Origin of the sequence: Schaalia cardiffensis F0333 (assembly GCF_005886435.1) — a bacterium.
Lineage (GTDB): Bacteria > Actinomycetota > Actinomycetes > Actinomycetales > Actinomycetaceae > Pauljensenia > Pauljensenia cardiffensis.
Map to the genome: position 1 here is coordinate 303,370 of NZ_CP040505.1, position 16,735 is coordinate 320,104.

General features: G+C 62.3%; 15 protein-coding genes. 5 read left to right on the forward strand and 10 right to left on the reverse strand.

Going from position 1 to position 16,735, the window contains the following annotated elements; all coding sequences use genetic code 11:
• Positions 1-13: 13 nt before the first annotated feature.
• The 7 genes from FFA61_RS01190 to FFA61_RS01220 form a co-directional block, all read right to left on the reverse strand.
• A complete protein-coding gene (locus FFA61_RS01190; protein WP_138588742.1) occupies positions 14-1,111 on the reverse strand; it encodes a tyrosine-type recombinase/integrase in 1,098 nt (365 codons plus the stop codon).
• On the reverse strand, positions 1,098-1,283 hold the full coding sequence (locus FFA61_RS09565; protein WP_040313546.1) for a helix-turn-helix domain-containing protein: 186 nt from the start codon (positions 1,281-1,283) through the stop codon (positions 1,098-1,100). Before FFA61_RS09565 ends, FFA61_RS01190 begins: the two co-directional genes overlap by 14 nt.
• Positions 1,273-2,643 (reverse strand): replication initiator, encoded by a 1,371-nt coding sequence (locus tag FFA61_RS09530; RefSeq protein WP_341271098.1) that lies wholly within the window; start codon positions 2,641-2,643, stop codon positions 1,273-1,275. Before FFA61_RS09530 ends, FFA61_RS09565 begins: the two co-directional genes overlap by 11 nt.
• Entirely contained in the window at positions 2,640-3,134 is a 495-nt protein-coding gene (locus FFA61_RS01205) for a hypothetical protein (RefSeq protein ID WP_005962305.1), read from the reverse strand. The genes FFA61_RS09530 and FFA61_RS01205 overlap by 4 nt, the downstream gene beginning before the upstream one ends.
• Positions 3,131-4,363: an FtsK/SpoIIIE domain-containing protein gene (locus FFA61_RS01210; RefSeq protein WP_051057801.1), complete on the reverse strand. Its 1,233-nt coding sequence runs from the start codon at positions 4,361-4,363 to the stop codon at positions 3,131-3,133. Before FFA61_RS01210 ends, FFA61_RS01205 begins: the two co-directional genes overlap by 4 nt.
• A gap of 98 nt (positions 4,364-4,461) precedes the next feature.
• Complete coding sequence (locus FFA61_RS01215) at positions 4,462-4,878, reverse strand: type 2 periplasmic-binding domain-containing protein (protein ID WP_005962303.1); 417 nt, start codon at positions 4,876-4,878, stop codon at positions 4,462-4,464.
• A 580-nt stretch (positions 4,879-5,458) separates the two neighbouring features.
• Positions 5,459-5,782, reverse strand: a complete 324-nt coding sequence (locus FFA61_RS01220) for a hypothetical protein (RefSeq protein WP_005962302.1) — start codon at positions 5,780-5,782, stop codon at positions 5,459-5,461.
• Between the two features lie 390 nt (positions 5,783-6,172).
• Here FFA61_RS01220 and FFA61_RS01225 point away from each other — a divergent pair, with 390 nt between their 5' ends.
• Complete coding sequence (locus tag FFA61_RS01225; protein WP_005962301.1) at positions 6,173-10,426, forward strand: PDDEXK-like endonuclease domain-containing protein; 4,254 nt, start codon at positions 6,173-6,175, stop codon at positions 10,424-10,426.
• Positions 10,427-10,575: 149 nt separating this feature from the next.
• Positions 10,576-10,731 carry a hypothetical protein gene (locus tag FFA61_RS01230; RefSeq protein ID WP_040313766.1) on the forward strand — a complete coding sequence of 52 codons (156 nt, stop codon included), beginning with the start codon at positions 10,576-10,578 and terminating at the stop codon, positions 10,729-10,731.
• Between the two features lie 542 nt (positions 10,732-11,273).
• On the opposite strand, the gene mscL is transcribed toward FFA61_RS01230, so the two are convergent.
• The 3 genes from mscL to FFA61_RS01245 form a co-directional block, all read right to left on the reverse strand.
• Positions 11,274-11,660, reverse strand: coding sequence for a large conductance mechanosensitive channel protein MscL (mscL, locus tag FFA61_RS01235; protein ID WP_005962299.1), 387 nt, complete (start codon positions 11,658-11,660; stop codon positions 11,274-11,276).
• 26 nt (positions 11,661-11,686) lie between these two features.
• Entirely contained in the window at positions 11,687-12,307 is a 621-nt protein-coding gene (locus FFA61_RS01240) for a CpaB family protein (RefSeq protein WP_005962298.1), read from the reverse strand.
• Positions 12,308-12,481: 174 nt separating this feature from the next.
• On the reverse strand, positions 12,482-13,159 hold the full coding sequence (locus FFA61_RS01245) for a 5-formyltetrahydrofolate cyclo-ligase (protein WP_005962297.1): 678 nt from the start codon (positions 13,157-13,159) through the stop codon (positions 12,482-12,484).
• Between the two features lie 35 nt (positions 13,160-13,194).
• Here FFA61_RS01245 and FFA61_RS01250 point away from each other — a divergent pair, with 35 nt between their 5' ends.
• From FFA61_RS01250 to FFA61_RS01260, 3 genes are all read left to right on the forward strand, one after another.
• Entirely contained in the window at positions 13,195-14,124 is a 930-nt protein-coding gene (locus tag FFA61_RS01250; protein ID WP_005962296.1) for a UTP--glucose-1-phosphate uridylyltransferase, read from the forward strand.
• Positions 14,121-15,350 carry a molybdopterin molybdotransferase MoeA gene (locus FFA61_RS01255; protein ID WP_005962295.1) on the forward strand — a complete coding sequence of 410 codons (1,230 nt, stop codon included), beginning with the start codon at positions 14,121-14,123 and terminating at the stop codon, positions 15,348-15,350. The genes FFA61_RS01250 and FFA61_RS01255 overlap by 4 nt, the downstream gene beginning before the upstream one ends.
• 249 nt (positions 15,351-15,599) lie before the next feature.
• Positions 15,600-16,388, forward strand: coding sequence for a GNAT family N-acetyltransferase (locus tag FFA61_RS01260; RefSeq protein WP_005962294.1), 789 nt, complete (start codon positions 15,600-15,602; stop codon positions 16,386-16,388).
• Positions 16,389-16,735 lie beyond the last annotated feature (347 nt).

Sequence of the window (16,735 nt, forward strand, 5' to 3'; positions counted from 1 at the left end):
AACACATTTTGTCCTATAACCCCCTTCCACTGTCAATGCTAGGCAGGCAATCGACCGCCGTCCACAAGTGAGCGTCGATCAAATGGCCGTACAGATCTACCGTCATCTGAGCACTTCGGTGGCCGAGGATCCGCTGAGTCGCCTTGATGTCGGCACCTGATGCGATGAGCAAGCTCGCCGCCGTATGGCGCAGATCGTGAAGCCGAAGCCCTGGCACCCCGATTGCCTCCGTCGTCTCCTTCCAATGACACGCACGCCGGAAGTTATTGCCCCTCCATATGCTTCCTCGTCTGGTGGGAAACAGTGGGGCGTCTGGTGGTGCCGCGCGGCACCGCCCCTCCACGTACTCCACGAGCGCAGAAGGAACTGGAACGGTCCGACTGTGCCGGTTCTTCGGAGGCCCTTCGATGAGCCGACTCGTCACGCGCGATTCGGTGATCGGGCGGTGCACCCTCAACGCCCAACCGTGCTTCGTCAGGATGGCGTCTCTCACCTGGAGTCCGGCCATCTCCGAGAAGCGAAGGCCCATGAGCCCCAGTGCAAGGACCACCACGCGGCAATGTGCCGGAACCGAGCTCGCAAGTGCACCGAGCTGCCCAACGGTCAGCCAGTGAGGCTCGACGACCGTCGCTCCTTTCGGAGGCGTTACCTTCCGTGCCACATTCACGTCGATCCGTTCGTCCATGACCGCATAGTCAAGAAGCAAACGAAGGACCGAAAGAGTGCGCCGGAGCGTGTTCACTGAGAGCCCCCGAGTCGTCATCCGCTCCAGGACGTCTGTGACATCGGCGGCGGTGAGCGAGGCGACCGGCCGCTTCCCCAGGACCGGGAGGATGTCCCGATCGAGAAGGAAGCGCGTGGTCTCCTGACTACGAGGCGCCAAGTGATCCCGAGATCGCTGCCAGGCCTCAGCCACTGAAGCGACCGTGGCCTCACCGCGCCGAGGATCGATCCAGGTACCCTTGCGAATCCGAGCGGTCTGTTCCGCCTCCCAGGCTTTCGCCTCCGCCCGGCGCTCAAAGGTCTTCTGTGCGGCGATCCGGCCATGAGAGTAGACCCGAACCTCCCAGCGAACAGCACCCGATGGCCGAACGCGTCTAGTGAGCGCCATCTCTCTCACTCCCTTCTGTGATCCACCATCGTGGAATCAAGACGACTGACCCGACCTGCCGTGACGGCACATCTCCGCGTCTCGCAAGCCTGTAGAGGGTCGAGGGAGGCATTCCGAGAAGCCGGGCGGCCACCGGCACCCTCACGAACAGAGGTCGCGCTTCAGCAAGCATGGGAGACCACCTCCTTCGTAGAAGAGCGAGATCGTCGCTTTCTGGACCGTTCTCGCTTCGCCTCACCGGCGGCTTCAACGAGTTCCTTCTCAATGGAGGTCAACCAGCCCATCCCGGCGAACTCGAAGGCCGACACCGTCAGGAAGTCATCCGAATCCTCGATGAGCACGTCCCCATAGGTCGTCCGGCGGTATCGTGCTCGGGCTTCTCGCAATGCCCGCATCGTCGTTGAGAAGTCTGGTGACTTCGACACAACATGTCCGCGGAATGCGAGTTCCTGAGCGCAGCGCCTCAGATGGGCGTACTCATCACGGTGACTTCCAAGCTCGGCGCGAGAAGCCAGCTCTCGAGTACAGTCCCTCAGCCGACAGAAGTGGCCATTCTGCCGCCCCCCGGGAGAATCCCCGACGCTCTTCGTCGAGTACTTCGCCAAGTAAGCGGCGAGCTGCTCAGGCGAGCGCTGATGTGCCGCATCGCCGATGGCTTGCACATCGACTTGCCTTCCGAATCGAATCCGCCGAGGCTCGTCTACCTCGTCGATCGGTATCGTCATGACCTCCACACCGGCAGCACTCATTCGTGCGGCTTCGGCGAGCAAGTCCGAGGTGACCCTGTCAGACCATGCCCCAACGCCCTGTGCAATAGCGTCGGCCCGCACAACCACATGAAGATGCACCGCGCCCCTTCGCTGAAACTCGACGACCTTCAGGAAGCGCAGCTTCAGCACAGGAGTGAGGGACCGCTGCGTCACTCCCAAGAGCGAAGCGAGCGCACGCACCATAGCCGTCGGGAACCGATGCCACAGGTCTCGGGCCGACCAGTTCCACAGCACATGCCCCGCATAGTCGTAACACTCCGGGCACAGAGGCATACCCACGATCTCCGAATCGGGATCATGGCAGGCTGTGCATCGTCTCGGCACGCCGTGAGGGCATACCCCGGAAGCGGCCTTGAGGTGACACTGTTCTCCGGGCCGACATGCCCGATGAACCGCACCGAAGCTGGGAGCAGTGAGGGTCAGAAACACCATGGGATGCTCCCGGACCTCACTAGGAACACCTTTGCGCCCCCCGACAAGCCCCGCATACGCCAGTTGCCAGGCGTCACCCGCATAGGTGAACGCACACGACGGGCACCTGTCCTCTCGACGATCCCCACATCGCACGTACATCACACGATCAGGTTCTCGGCAGGTGTCATACTGGGACACAGCTTCGCCGGAAGCCCGATCCGTCCGGATCGAGTAGCCGCGAAGCCTTACGGGATGCGAACAGTATCCGGTCTGCGCCGCCTGCTGGGTCCATCTTTGAACGTGGGGACCGAGCAGGCGGTGCAGCGCGAATGGGCTGACGCCACTCATCGGGACCACTCCTCGCAGCCCCGAGCGGCCTCCTTCACCTCGCAGGGGAACACCAGCAGGGAACCTCCCAGCGAGTACACCCGCAGTCCCGTCAACGGGACCGAGTCCCTATGCGGCCGGATCTCTCGCAACTGCGGAAGACACGCCCTCCGCAAGTCTGCATGGCCTGCCCAATCGGACACGCACGCCCCATTGGACTCAACGGCAAGCCGCCGACTCGTCCAGGCGTCGAAGATGTCGGCGCTACACCCCGAGGATGCAGTCACCACCTCCGATCCGCTGACGATCCGACCTCCATCCGTCGGCAGACCCGTTGCAGGATCAAAGCCGAGATTGCATCCTGCATCGGACACGGCCTCCGCCAGGCCACGCGCGCCAGCGGCAAAGACGCTCCGATCGTGAGCAGTGAGCGCGTAGTCCGCGCCGACGATACCGGCCCCGACGAGAACCAGAGCCGCGGCGGACGCCACAAAGCGATTGGTCTTCTTCATGAGATTGTCTCCTTCGTATGGTCAAGGTCGGTGCCAGCGATTTGCGTCGGCACGGCCTGTTCGGTCAGAAACTCGATGTGCTGATCAGAGATCCAGAAGGCGCGGCCCAAGACGGGGCCGTCAGCCTTGTCGGCCACCAGATACGCCATGCCGGGACGATCGTTGGGGATCAGGTCCGGACGCGCGCCGGCGGCCTGAGCGCCGGCCCCAAGAACCATCGGGATCTGTGAGCCCTCGGCAAGACGCAGAGCAACTCGCTCGAAAAACAGCTGACGGAGGCCGAGAACCTCTTTCGATGGGTCTTGAACGCAGGCGACCACGGTGAAGCCGAGTGCGCGCCCTTGTGTCAGGAGCTCGCCCAATGCGGCTTCGATGCGCTTCCTCTCCTTGCTGTCCCGGTTGTAGGCAGTCAGGGCCGCAAGCTCATCGATGAGGATCACGACGTGGGGACTCTCCCGAGTCGGCTCGTGAAGTCGGCTTCTCCCTGCCATGACACGAGCCCGAAGGCGCATCGCGGCCGCCGCCTTGTCCAGAAGATCCGCAGCCCCGCTAGGCGAGGTCGCAAACTCAGCGAACAAGGGGCGTCCCGAAGCCAGCTCCAGACCGCCTTTAGCGTCGATCGTCCAGACCTGCACCGAGCCGTCACGCAGCCGCTCGGCAAGGGCCCAAAGAATCGACCAGAGGAAAGAGCCCTTCCCCGATCCCGACTGCCCGGCGATGAGCACCTGACTGCCGCGCAGACGCAGAAGGAACGGTGAGCCATCGACGGTGACACCGATCGGCACGCAAGCGAGGTCGGCCAGGCCCCCCAATGGTCCGGGGGCAACAGGTGTGACCAAACGCGGTACGTAGTCGATCACGATGCCCGGACACGGCCCGCTGCGACGCATCACCCTGACCGACACCGCACCTAGGGCGCTCTCCAGGCGATCGGCAAGCGCAGAGACATCCTCCGGGACCATCCCTGCTGGAAGGATCAGACGCCCCTCCCAGTGGCTCAGATCGGCGCTTACCGTCTCCACCTCAAGCAGAGGAACCACGTCAGCGCGCACGACACCAGCCGCCCACGCAGCACGAGTCCACCCGGAAGTCATCTGGCGGACAGCTCGCCGGAATCGACGCCGTTCAAGGAATCTCTTCCAAAGCGGAGAACGCAGCAGCGCCATGCACAGTGCCACGGCGAGCATGTCCCACCAAGGCCACCCAGCATCGAGCAGCTTCAGGACCATCCAGAGGATGCCAGTTCCTAATAGGAGGATCGGCGGGCCAAGGGCAAAGACTCCCAGCACTAGCGCGACAACGCGAGCAAGGGACACGAACGTACCTCTCACGACGCATCACGACCCGATTGAGGCGCACCATCAGGCACCGGGTGAACGCCCGTTGCCGTGAATGAGTACTGCATCCGAGAACGCCCGTCGCGATCAGAGATCCACGGAGTCGCCATCAGACCCTCGAAGGTGACGCGAGTAAGGGGGAATCCGCCACGCGCCGGAACAACCGGCGGCGTCTTGGAAGCGATCTTGATCGTGGTCACCGAGTTCCGCTCGGTCGTCTCCGGATCGAGGATGAAGGCGGTCAGCCGCCACAGCGGCACCCCCTCATCCGTCTTGCGCTGTACATCAGGCGCATTGCGGTCCTGTTGGAACTCGGTCAATGCCGGAACCTGACCCGGCTTCGCCCAAATCTCTGTGCCCAGAACGCTCGCATCGACGGGCAGATTCTTGAGGTTGATGTTCACCATGATTGGTTCTCCTTTTCTGATGGACCGCCAAGTCGGTGGTCCTCTTGCCTTCACTAGGAAGACGGCCTGTCTAGAAATGGTGCTCTGACGTTGGTTCCCGAAGGCCGGTGACCTTCAGATCTGCAACCTCCTATTCGTTCTCAGTGCGACTGGCCCCAAAAGGGCCTTACATACGGAAGAGAGCCCTCCGAACCACATGAACGTGACATGCATGTGATGCACGTCATATCTGCGGGCTCCATGCCCAATACCTCCCTTCCGTGGCCGAAGCCGAAGCCCCCTCTCGTATTCGGTTGTGCTCGTGCCGTAGATCCCTTACACACCTAAGAACGCCTCTTATGGGGGAATGCGTGACAAGCGACTTTGAAGATGCGAGCCAGGGTGCGTCTCTGGACCCTCGTGCCCACTCCTCGTCTCGCCTCATCCCGAGGCCATGCGTGAAGAATTTCCTTACTGGATCAAGGCGGGCGCTTCGCGCCCGCGGGCAGCCCCTCAGCCTGCGCGCCGTCCTCGCTCCGCTGCGGGCGGTGCTCGCCTGAGCCGCCGCCCGAGAATCGCGCCCAACGTGTTCCATAGCGACCTACTGATCCCCACGGAGCCAGCCAGGACTCACCGCAATCGGAATGAACGCGATCTCCCGCCCGATGAGCACGAGACCGTCACAGGTTCGCCGTCCACCGTTGGATCCCACGGCGAGCACACAGACGGTGCCGAAGTAGGGCAGAGCCTCATCAAGCGTTGCCGCCAGATCGATGCGCCCCTGGACGCGGATTGGCTCCACGATGGTGGGCTCCCAAGGGCTGTCATCGACAAAGACCGGCAGGACGCTCAACCCTCCAGGAGCGAAGACCTCTTGCAGTGAGGAAACGACTTCGTCGACCGTCGGGTGTCTAGGTTCGTTCATCGTGCTCGTCCTTCCAGAAAACCAGTGAAAAACCAGTGGAAGGAGTGGAGCCGCGGTAGCGATGCCACTAGAGCGACTGCTGCGAGACCTGATTCCTCGGTTCGCATCCGCTCCGCCGCTCTCCTAAAGCGGGTGTCGGACGTTCGAATCGTCTCGGGGGCACCGAAACCTCAAAATGCCCGGTGAAGAATCCGGGATGCCGGACACAAAAGGGACGGCGCCAGCTGAATACGGCTGGCGCCGTCTCGTCATCTGCGCACCCTTGGCAGATACGCCCAAACCCTTACAGCAGAGCGTGAACACCTCAGCTTCACTTGAAGTAGGGCAGCGATCCGCAGATCACGCTTGCGCCTCCCGGAAGGTTCACGCTTCCCCCGGTAGCGTGGGAGCGTGGCTAATGGTTTCTTCTCTCGTCATCCGAAGAACACATCTTCGGAGTTCGCGGACCCAACCCCTGTTGAGGCTGTCGCATCGGCTCCGCACGCGAAGCTTGATGACGCTCTTGGGGACTGGAAGAACCAACTCGCGCGCCTGACACGCATCGACGGTGAAGATGCTCCGCGTCTGACCATGAACCAACCGCATCCGGGTGGTCTCGCCCAGCTCTACACGGATCATCCGACGCGCCTGTCACTCCTCATCCGTGAGCCGACATCCCACCAGCGGGCAGTCGAACGGGCTCGGACCATCATCGCGCGTTCACATGAACTCACCGCGCGTCACGGCGTCGGCATCATCCACATGGCGATCGGTCACGCCCGCTGGTTCGAAGCAGGACGCGCCCAATCCTCAGCCGCCCTATTGCGCACGGCGCGCCTCAGCGAGAACGGCGCGGATATCACGATCACCCTCCTGCCCGGCTACGCCCTCGATCCGCTCCTGGCTTCCGCCCTCGCCAGACGCGGAGTGCACATCGAAGCCGAGGACCTCGTTGCGAGGGCCAGCACCCAGCATGGATTCTCTTCCTCCAGAGCCCTGTCTGAACTGCGCGTGAGCGCATCCGTCCTCGAGCGCTTTGAACTCAGAGATGAGCTCGTGCTCGGGATTTTCGAACACCCTGCCTCAGAACTTCAACGCGAATACGAACATTCTGAGCATCTGCTCGCCTCCCCGATCGTGCGGGCGCTCGCAGGAGAAGAAGAGGCGCGTACTCAAACCCTCAAGCCCCTCAAAGCTTCAGATCCGAAAGATCGCGATCCGTGGCGCGAGCGCGGCGCCGGGGATCTCACCCCCCGTCAGCTCGACGTCGTTGAAGCGGTCGCCGAAGGCCGTTCCTTCGTCGTCGACGTCCCCCACGGTGCAGACGATACAGCCCTCGTTGGCGCGATCCTCGCAGATGCAGCCGCCTCTGGCCGTCAGACCATTCACATCGGCGGCTCCCCCTCACGGACAACTCGCGCCGAAGACCGCCTGCGTGAACTCGGCCTAGCGGAGGTGGCGACGCGCATTGACGGGACGACCGCCTCCGGTGAGGAACTACGTGCGCTCTTGCGTTCAGCACTGAGTGATACCACCTCCGTCACGGATCCTCGTGAAGTCGACGAAATGCGCACTCGTCTTCGCGACGTCCGTGAGGGCCTGTCCTCGTACACAAGCTCCCTGCACCGTCCCTTCGGCGTTTTCGGGGTCAGCGCCTACAACGCCCTGCAAGTCCTCACCGACTTGACTGCCGCGCATCCAGCTCCCAAGACGCGTGTACGTTTGCGCGAAGAGATTCTCCTGGCGATCGCCGCTGACCAGGGGGCATACGCGCGCGAGCTCCTCCATAAGGCTGCTGCACTCGGGATCTTCTCCCGTTCCGCCGCGCACACCGCGTGGAAAGGGGTCGTCATTGGTTCTGAGGAGCAGGTCCCTGATGTCCTTGAACGTATCCACCGCCTCGCGAAGGATACTCTGCCCAAGCTCCACCAGCAGATGAGAGCAGTCGCCGCTGAAGCCGATATTGCTGAAGCGACAACACTGAGTGAATGGCGAGACCAACTCGCCATGTTCGAGGGCGTGCGCGACGTGCTCGATGTTTTCCTCCCCCAAGTCTTCGAACGCTCTGCCGCAGACATGGTGATCGCGACCGCGCCGAAACAGTGGCGCACCGCCCACGGCATCTCCATGAAACGCTCCGAGCGCGTTCGCCTGGTCAAACGTGCTCAAGATTTCGTGCGTCCCGGAACGCACATTGAGGACTTGCATTCCGCACTCATCACAGTCCAAGAACACCGCGATGCGTGGCGCGCCTACGCTGCTGACGAGGGCTGGCCGATTCTCCCGCAGCGCCTCGACGAGACCCGCGAACTCACCGAATCTGTCCTCGCTGATCTGAAGGCTCTCGCACCGGCGTTTTCCACCGTGCATCGAGACTTCACCAGCATGTCGATCGAGGATCTTACGAACAGGCTCGAAGCCCTCGATGCGGACCCCAAGGGCGCACGGGAACTGCCTAAGAGAGTCGAGGTCCTCAAACACCTCTCGGAGGCGGGCCTTTCCGCCCTCGTCAATGATCTGCGGGAACGCCACGTCAAAACGAAACTCATCGATTCAGAACTGGACCTCGCGTGGTGGGCGTCGATCCTTGGCCTCATGCTGGCGAGTGAGCCGGAACTCGGCGGTTATGATCCGGCCCACCTCGAAGAGGCTCTCGCCGCTGGGCGTTCCTTGGATGCTCTCCAAGTCCAATCATTGGCTCCACAGGCCCTCGACCAGTTGCGCCGACTGCGCCTGCAAGCAACGGCGACCCGGCCAGACCAGAAGACAACTATCACGCAATTGTGCAGCCGCTTCGATTCTGCACTTGAGGTGTTGACCTCGGTGCCGCTCGTGCGTCTGCTCGTGCCAGTGGTCTTCACAGTGCCGACACTCGTCCCGAAGATCGTCCGCCCGGGCCACCACGTCGACCTGCTCATCCTCGACGATATCGATGGTTTGCCGCTCGCCGAGCTTGTGCCGATCATTGCGCGCGCCCGACAGGTCGTCGTGCTCGCCGACCTGTCGGCGGGCAGCGAGGAGGGGGCTTCCGCGATTTTGACGACGGTCCTGCCGAAGACTCGGATGGATGTGACCCCGACTCGCCTCAACGATCAGGTCGCCCTGCTCTTGGCGCGCCACGGCGTTGACCACACGGGCGTCCCGGTTCCTTGGACGGCCGCTTCTGCTCCGGTCACCGCCGTGTGGTGCGAGGGCACGGGAATGCCCGCCCCCGGCTCTCACGCGATCGAGTCGACCTCGGCGGAAGTCAATGCGGTCGTGGAACTCGTCGTCGCCCATGCGGTTGAGCAGCCTGAGCGTTCCTTGGCGGTCATCGCTCTGAATGCGCGCCACGCGGAGCGGATCCGTCACGCAATCATGAGGACGAGGGCGAGTGAACCTGGCTTGGGTGACTTCTTCGACGCGACCTCGGCTCAGCCTTTCCTTGTTGTGGACCCAGCAGAAGCGCGTGGACTCGCCCGCGACTGCATCATCGTGGCCGTTGGCTTTGCGAAGACCCCGCACGGAAGAGTCGTTCACGATTTCGGTGAGTTCTCCACTCCCGAGGGCGTCAAGGTCATGTCGGACGTGTTGCGCTCGGTGCGCGGTGATCTCATCCTCGTATCCTCGATCAGAGCCTCAGAGATTGATCGGAGTCGTCTGAAGGCCGAGGGTGCTCATATGCTCGTCGAGCTCCTTGAGATCGCCGAGGGACAGTCAGGTGTGGGCAGCGGCGCCTGGCCTGTTCTCGAAGTAGAGCCGGATCGTCTCCTCGTCGATCTGGCGGATCGCCTGTACGGCATGGGCTTGGAGGTCGTTCCGAACATCGGCATTCCCGGTGGGATGCGCATTCCCCTCGCGATCGGCCACCCAGAGGTTCCTGGCCGTCTGCTCGTCGCGATTCTCACCGATGACGACGCTTACGTTGCAGAGCCCTCCTTGCGAGTTCGGGACCGGATGTGGCCGGCGATGCTCGAGGCTCAGGGGTGGAAAGTCCACACCGCCTTGTCTATGGCGGTTTTCATTGATCCCGCGAAGGAGGCGGACACGATTGTCGAGCTCGTCCTTGACGCGGTTGATGAGATCAACGGTCCCTTCGTTCCCCTGACTCAGGTCCCTGACAGCATCGACTTCGAGTCCGACTCCGAGTATTTCCTCGAAGGGGCGAATGGGGACGAATTCGCGGGGAAGTCTTCTGCTGCGCTCGTCGTAGGCGACCCAGGGCTCGAAGATGGCGCTTGGGGCGAAGCCGCAGAGTATTCAGCTGCCTGGAATGCTGAGGAGGGGACTGGGGAGACGGCTCTTGATGAGCTGGTTGCAGCTACGAGTGACGCTCGAGAGCGTGCCGATGTGTTCAACACCGGCATGCTCGAAGTGATCACTCAGCAGGCTCCGCCCTCCAACCGGGGGCCGCGTCCTGCGATTGCTTCCGGCCTGCCGCTCGCCGCCTATTCGGATGATCAGCTCGACGAGATGGCGCAATGGGTGCGTTCGGACGGAATTGAACGAACTCGCGAGGAAACCGTTGAGGAGCTTCGTGAGGCCCTGGGGATTACACGCAGGGGTTTCCAATCCGACGCGGTTCTCGGCAATGTCGTGCGAAGGACTGAAGCTGCGGCCACTGTCGCCAAGGAGACGGGGGACGAGGCCGGGGCCGCGGAGGGCGCTGTGCAGGCGGAGGAATGATGAGCGAGGAGCTCCACAGCGGAGACGAAGCCGGCCAGAGTGAGGCTGATGCTTGCAAGAACCGTGTTTCTGACGAAAGCCGGGGTGCAGGTGCAAGGCGGGGGAGGCGCCGCCGTGTCGCCACCTTCGTATCAGATGTTGACCAGCACCTGATTGACAAGGGACTCGCCCCCTCGTGGGAGGACCGGGTGACGGACGCAGATATTCGTCCTGGTTCAATGCGCGATTCACCCGATCGTGGGGACGGGGCGAATGATCGGCGTCTCATGGAGAATGTGCCCCCGCATGCGCAAGCCCGCGCCTGAATGCCTCAAAGACTCTCCGCATGACTCGGACGCCGGGAACGTGACTCGGATGCTCCCAATGTGAGTCGAACGTTCCTACTGTGATTCGGATGCTGGGAGCCTGTGAATCCGGCATGCGCGTGTGTTGTACCGGGGAGCACCACGAGGAGCATTCTCTCGTCCCCGCCGGCGCGCGTGGGTTCCCTGCGTAGGCGATACGGGGTTTCGTGGTTCCGCCTCGTCCCCGCCGGTGCGCGTGGGTTCCGATCACCTGCAGCGCATCAAGGAACTCGAAGAGCCGCGTCCCCGTCCGTGGGCATGGGCTCCTGACCTGGCCGCCGACCTTCACCTTGGCGGGCGCTGATTCCCGTCCGTGCGCGTGGGCTCCTCCAATCACGCACTCACGCTATTCACCGTCCAGCGTGCTTCGGTCCCGTGCATACGAGAAGACCTTTCAATCTCTTCCCTCTTCGATGCGAAGGGGCCCGCACCTGAGAGTGCGAGGCCCCTTATGGCTTTCTCCTTGAGTCGCGCCGCCCGGGGCGCTACTCCATTGAGAAGAATCAGTTCTTCTCGGCGAGCAGGTCACGGATTTCGCCGAGGAGCTTGACGTCCTCTGAGGGCTCCTCGGCCTTTTCGGCCTCTTCCTTGGCCCTGCGCTTCTTGAGCGCGTTCATCGGCACGACGATTGCGAAATAGAGGGCGAAGGCCACGAGAAGGAAGTTCACAATCGCGGTGATAATGGTTCCCGGCTGAATCGGATCCGAGCCGTTGATTGAGAACTGGAGGACCGAATCGAAGTTCGGCTGGCCGACAACGGCGCCGATGATGCCCATGATGACATCGGTCACCGACTTGACGATTGGGGTGAAGCTCGCACCGATGATGACAGCGACGGCAAGATCGAGCACATTGCCCTTCGAAATGAATTCCTTGAAACCCTGAATCATTGTGTTCTCCTCAGCGGGATGCCCCGCTATCCCTTGTGAGATGAACTCAATGCGAGGCTGAGTGCCCCAGCTCCGGAATATCCGAGCAGCGATTCGACTTGCGTTGACTTGATGATCAGGTCAAGGCGGACACTCGTCGACGAATCCCAAGCTGGGGCGTCTTTGACCGAAATCGAGGATATGCGAGCATTCGTCGCGACTCTTCGAGAAGCACAGCCGGATTGATCACACTCCCCTGAAAGAGCCCACAGATCCGCCACGTCACCGGCTTCTACAGGGGGCAGGCGTGACTGATCGAACATGAGGGTGACGAGGGATTCATCCGGCGCTAATTCCCGGCCTAAAGCGGAGCCCGCAAGCACAGATTCGCTCAGGATCGTTCCCGCTTTCACCGGTTCGGACGGCCATGTGTCCGGCAGGGGTGTTCCCGGAGCGAGAGCGTCTGCGGGAAACAGTTCGTCGGGTACCTCGAGCTTTCGCACGGCCTCGGGGCCGAAGGCATCCCCTTTCGAAAGGTTGCGTGAAAGGACGAGGACCGGATGATGGCCTCGAGCGGGCAGGAATCCCACGATCAGAGCACCCAGGGCCATGACTAAGGCGAGGATGAGCAGGACAGTGGGCGCGAGACGGCGAAAAGAAGAAGGCATGGCCCCATTGAAGAATGCTCATGCCCAATCGACGAGCGTGCATCGGTGCAGCTGTGAATAGTGAAGGGGCAATGGGGGCTTGTGGATGACAAGAGGTAAGTCTGCGAAAACGAGGCGTGAAGAAGGGGCCTGACGCGAAAGAAAACCGGCCCCGACAAGCGCGAAAACAAACTCTCAAGCAAAGGACAAATCGCTTGTAAGAATCCTGAACCCACTGGGAGTCACAACTGCGTCAACGCAGACATCATGAGACAGACGAGGCAGAGGCTGAGCGCTCCACTCATCATCGAAGATCACAGCGACAATCGGGGCTCCGGGACGCGCATGCTTGAGCGCACGGTCGTACCACCCTCCGCCTTGACCGATCCGAGTCCCGTCCTCGTCGACCGCGAGCGCGGGAAGGAGAATAATATCTGCTTGTCGCAGAACCTCAGGGCTCATCGGTGCACCCAGGATCTCGAGCGGACGTGGCAGAGCCTCCACGGAAGGCGCGTCCCACATCACCCACGCCGGATCGGGCAAGCGACACCCGTCCTCTCCGACGAGGGCTGGCACAAGACAATGGGAAACGGCGCTGAAGAGCAGACGAATATCGGGCTCTGTAGGAGTGGGCAGGAACAAAGCGGGAAGAAGATCGGCATAGGTCAGGCAAAGGGAGCGGAGGAGCCCCCTCCAGGCTTCCATCAGAGCAGGGCCCTCCGGGTGAATCTCGCAGGGCAACGACTCAGCAGGGGAGAAGGGCCCCTTACCAGCCCCGGTTTCAAGGCCGCGAGCTGCCAATTCGTGTTCTCGACGCTCATGTCGCTTCGAACGGGCCTGTTGACGGATCGCCTGTTTACGCTCGTCGCACACGCAGATTCTCCTTCCTCCTCGCTAGTGTGGTCATCATGACAGAGCAGAAGCCCCCCGTCGCCCACGCGGTGATCCCAGCAGCGGGACGCGGCACGCGGTTCCTCCCGGTTACGAAAGCAGTCCCGAAGGAGATGCTGCCGATCGTTGACCGGCCCGCCATCGACTACATCATGCGTGAGCTGCACGATGCTGGCCTCGAAGATGTTCTCTTCATCACGCGCGCCGGAAAACAGTCAATCGAAGACTACTTCGATGCCGATCCTGCTCTGGAGTCCGAGCTTGAGAAATCCGGGAAGGACGCTTTTCTCGCCCTCGTCAAGGACTATCAAGAGCTGCCTGGCGTTCACTCGGTCCGCCAAGGACATCCGCTGGGGCTCGGCCACGCGATCCTTCAGGCGAAGGCCCATGTGGGAGACGCGCCCTTCGTCGTCATGCTGCCCGACGACCTCATGGAGCCCGGCGCTCAGCTCCTGCGCCGCATGATCGAAGTGCGCGCAGCCCTCGGCGGCAGCGTCATCGCCCTCACGAAAGTCACTCGTGAGCAGGCGACCGCCTACGCCTCCGTCGCCTGCACCCCCATCGACATTCCCGAGGGAGTGCAGCTCGCTCAGGGCGCGCTCGTGCGCATCGACGAGGTCGTCGAGAAGCCGAAGCTGGAGGATGTGAAGTCCGAATACGCCGTCATTGGCCGCTACGTTTTGGACGCCGCCGTGTTTGACGCGCTCGAAACCATCGAACCGGGAGCGAATAACGAGTACCAACTCACCGACGGCTACGCGAAGATGATTGATCTGCCCGCTGAAGAGGGTGGTGGCGTGTACGGCGTCGTCATTGACGAGCGTCGCTTCGACACGGGTGACAAGCTCGGATACCTCAAGGCGACTATTGCCTTCGCCCTCGAGAACCCGGAATTGGGCGCGGAGCTGCGCGCCTTCCTTGAGAACGAATTGGATGGAGCTCGATGAGGACCGTCGCCGATTTCTACCAGGACTGTCTCGCAGCAGTCGGCCAGCAGCCCCCTCTGGAGGTTCAACTCGCCGACGCTGTCTCCTGCGTCCTCGCAGAAGACGTTGAAGCGCCCTTCGACCTGCCAGTCGCCGACCTCGCCGCCTGCGACGGCTACGCGGTTCGATCCGAGGACCTCGTGGGAGCTCGCCCCAAGGAGGAGGTCGAGCTGCCCGTCACGGAGGAGATCCGCGCCGGAGACGTCAACCCTGCCGCTCTCGTCCCGGGTTCTGCGATCCGCATTGCATCGGGGGCGCCGATGCCCGCAGGCTCGGACTCGGTCATCGCCTTGGACTTCACGGATCGTGGCCTCGCGAAGGTGCGTGTGCGCACCCAGCCTGCCATTGGTGAGAACATTCGTCGTCGCGCTGAGGACGTTGAACGCGGTGAGGTCGTCTTGCGCAAGGGCACGCGGGTCGGCGCACGCCAAGTCGCACTCCTCGCGGGAGTCGGCCGCTCGCGCGTTCTCGTCCACCCGCGCCCACGGATCGTCATCCTCTCAATTGGCGACGAGATCGTTGAACCGGGCTCGAAAGCCCGCCCGGGCACCGTTTTCGATGCGAACGGGCATGCCCTGTCGACCGCAGTTGCCGATGCCGGTGCGCAAACTTTCCGGGTTGCCGCCGTCCCGGATGAACCCCATCTTCTCCGCGAGACCATTGAAGACCAGCTCGTGCGAGCAGATTTGGTCCTCACGACCGGGGGTATCTCCTACGGCTCAGGGGACACGGTCCGTGAGGTCCTTTCCGTCCTTGGCACCGTTCGTTTCGATAACGTCGCCGCCTGGCCCGGGCATATCCTCGGTGTCGGCACCGTCGGTGGGGACGAGGACGGTAAGAATGGTATCCCGATCTTTTGTCTGCCTGGCGATCCGGTGTCCGCGCAGGTGTGTTTCGAGGTGTTCGTCCGTCCGGCCCTGCGTCACATGCAGGGGTGGACGCAGCTCACTCGTCCTTCAGTGAAGGCCGCGGTCGACCGCGCCTGGTATTCACCCAGAGGACGGCGCGAGTTCGTTCGGGTGCGTCTCGTCGGTGACCCGAGGAATGGCTATCAGGCGAAGGTTATGGGGGCACCCGCGTCGCTTCTCCTCTCCGCGCTCGCCGAGTCGAACGCGCTCGCGGTCGTGCCTGAGGCGACGACGAATGTGCGTGTCGGCGACATGCTGCAATGCCTCGTGCTCGAATGAGGGGGCCGCGTGTTTTTACGCAGTGTGTTTGTGGGCATTGTGTGAGGCGCAGGAGCCAAGCCGCCGGATGCTGTGCTCTAAAGAGTGCGAGCCTGAATTGTCGGCATCGACGAAGCGGCCTCGTCCCTTTCCTTCCTGGTGTCATATGGGCGCGGGCTCGTTCATGGCATCGTGCCCGCTTCGGATCAGCTTTCCTTCCTGGCGTCACGTGGGCGCGGGCCTGTGAAAGTGTTGTAGTCGGAGGTGGAGATGAAGCTTGACTTCTTCTTGCGTCCCTTCGCTCGAGTCTGGGGGCGCCCTCTTGATGCGCTCCGCCTCGAAGTCTTTGACCCGCTGGGGCAAGGACTCTTGCACGCCCCGAGGCCGTTGCCTCCTGAAGCTTCAGAACACGTCGACTTTCGCTTGGGAGTAGTCGACTCGCGCCCGGGAGTAGAAGGGGCGCCCTCGTCCCGAGAAACGCGGAGGATCGACTCTGTCCTTATCCGCCCGGCCTGGGGAAGGGACCACTTCCGCATCGATGCGCTCAGACAGGACAATGCGCAATGGCTGCGCCGTTGGGAAGCGAGCATGCCGCCCGAAAGCGATGAGCCCATCCCGGACCTGGGGGAGTACGCGCGAAGAATCGACCGAGAACAAAAGCGCGGGCGAGCCCTCATTCTGGCGTGCGAGGTTGATGGTGTCCTTGCCGGTCAGTTCTCCGTGTCGAACGTGGTCTGGGGAGCGATGTCTCAGGGGATGCTCGGATATTGGCTTGCGCGTGACTTTGTCGGTCGTGGACTGGGAGCTCTTGGAAGCGCGATGGTCATTGATCTGGTCATCGGGGAACTTGGGCTTCATCGCGTTGAAGTCGATGTGTGTCCCGAGAACGAACGATCCCTTGGAGTGTGTCGGCGCCTTGGCTTGAGGGAAGAGGGGCTGCGTCCTCGTTTCATGCATATCAACGGCGCGTGGGCGGATCACCTCTGCTTTTCAATCGACCGCGAATCGCTTCCCGAGGGCGGGCTCGTGCGCTCGCGGATTCTTGCCGAGGACGACTGATCCTGGTGGAGGCGTGACGAGGACGACTGATCCTGGTGAAGGCGTGACGAGGATGACGGATCCTGGTGCAGCGTGACGAGGACGACTGATCCTGGTGAAGGCGTGACGAGGATGACGGATCCTGGTGCAGCGTGACGAGGACGACTAACCCTGGTGGCAAAATGAAGTGGAAGAGACACGAGGTGGAAGAAGGGCCGTTGCTTTCTTTCCGTCTTCCTTGCTTCCCGTTCGTTCGGGCTCGGTTTTCATTCGCTTCAATCTCTGCCGCTTGTCGGAGAATTGCCCGCGCTCCTCTTCGTTGTTGCCTTTTCGAACATTCTCGGGGCTGAGCCGTACATGCTGCGAGC

Excerpts from the sequence above, each read along its gene's own strand:
- FFA61_RS01260 (WP_005962294.1), top strand. The coding sequence starts at position 15,600 with ATGAAGCTTGACTTCTTCTTGCGTCCCTTCGCTCGAGTCTGGGGGCGC.
- FFA61_RS09530 (WP_341271098.1), bottom strand. The coding sequence starts at position 2,643 with ATGAGTGGCGTCAGCCCATTCGCGCTGCACCGCCTGCTCGGTCCCCAC.
- FFA61_RS01250 (WP_005962296.1), top strand. The coding sequence starts at position 13,195 with ATGACAGAGCAGAAGCCCCCCGTCGCCCACGCGGTGATCCCAGCAGCG.
- mscL (WP_005962299.1), bottom strand. The coding sequence starts at position 11,660 with ATGATTCAGGGTTTCAAGGAATTCATTTCGAAGGGCAATGTGCTCGAT.
- FFA61_RS01240 (WP_005962298.1), bottom strand. The coding sequence starts at position 12,307 with ATGCCTTCTTCTTTTCGCCGTCTCGCGCCCACTGTCCTGCTCATCCTC.
- FFA61_RS01190 (WP_138588742.1), bottom strand. The coding sequence starts at position 1,111 with ATGGCGCTCACTAGACGCGTTCGGCCATCGGGTGCTGTTCGCTGGGAG.
- FFA61_RS01210 (WP_051057801.1), bottom strand. The coding sequence starts at position 4,363 with ATGGTCCTGAAGCTGCTCGATGCTGGGTGGCCTTGGTGGGACATGCTC.
- FFA61_RS01220 (WP_005962302.1), bottom strand. The coding sequence starts at position 5,782 with ATGAACGAACCTAGACACCCGACGGTCGACGAAGTCGTTTCCTCACTG.
- FFA61_RS01255 (WP_005962295.1), top strand. The coding sequence starts at position 14,121 with ATGAGGACCGTCGCCGATTTCTACCAGGACTGTCTCGCAGCAGTCGGC.
- FFA61_RS01215 (WP_005962303.1), bottom strand. The coding sequence starts at position 4,878 with ATGGTGAACATCAACCTCAAGAATCTGCCCGTCGATGCGAGCGTTCTG.
- FFA61_RS01205 (WP_005962305.1), bottom strand. The coding sequence starts at position 3,134 with ATGAAGAAGACCAATCGCTTTGTGGCGTCCGCCGCGGCTCTGGTTCTC.
- FFA61_RS09565 (WP_040313546.1), bottom strand. The coding sequence starts at position 1,283 with ATGCTTGCTGAAGCGCGACCTCTGTTCGTGAGGGTGCCGGTGGCCGCC.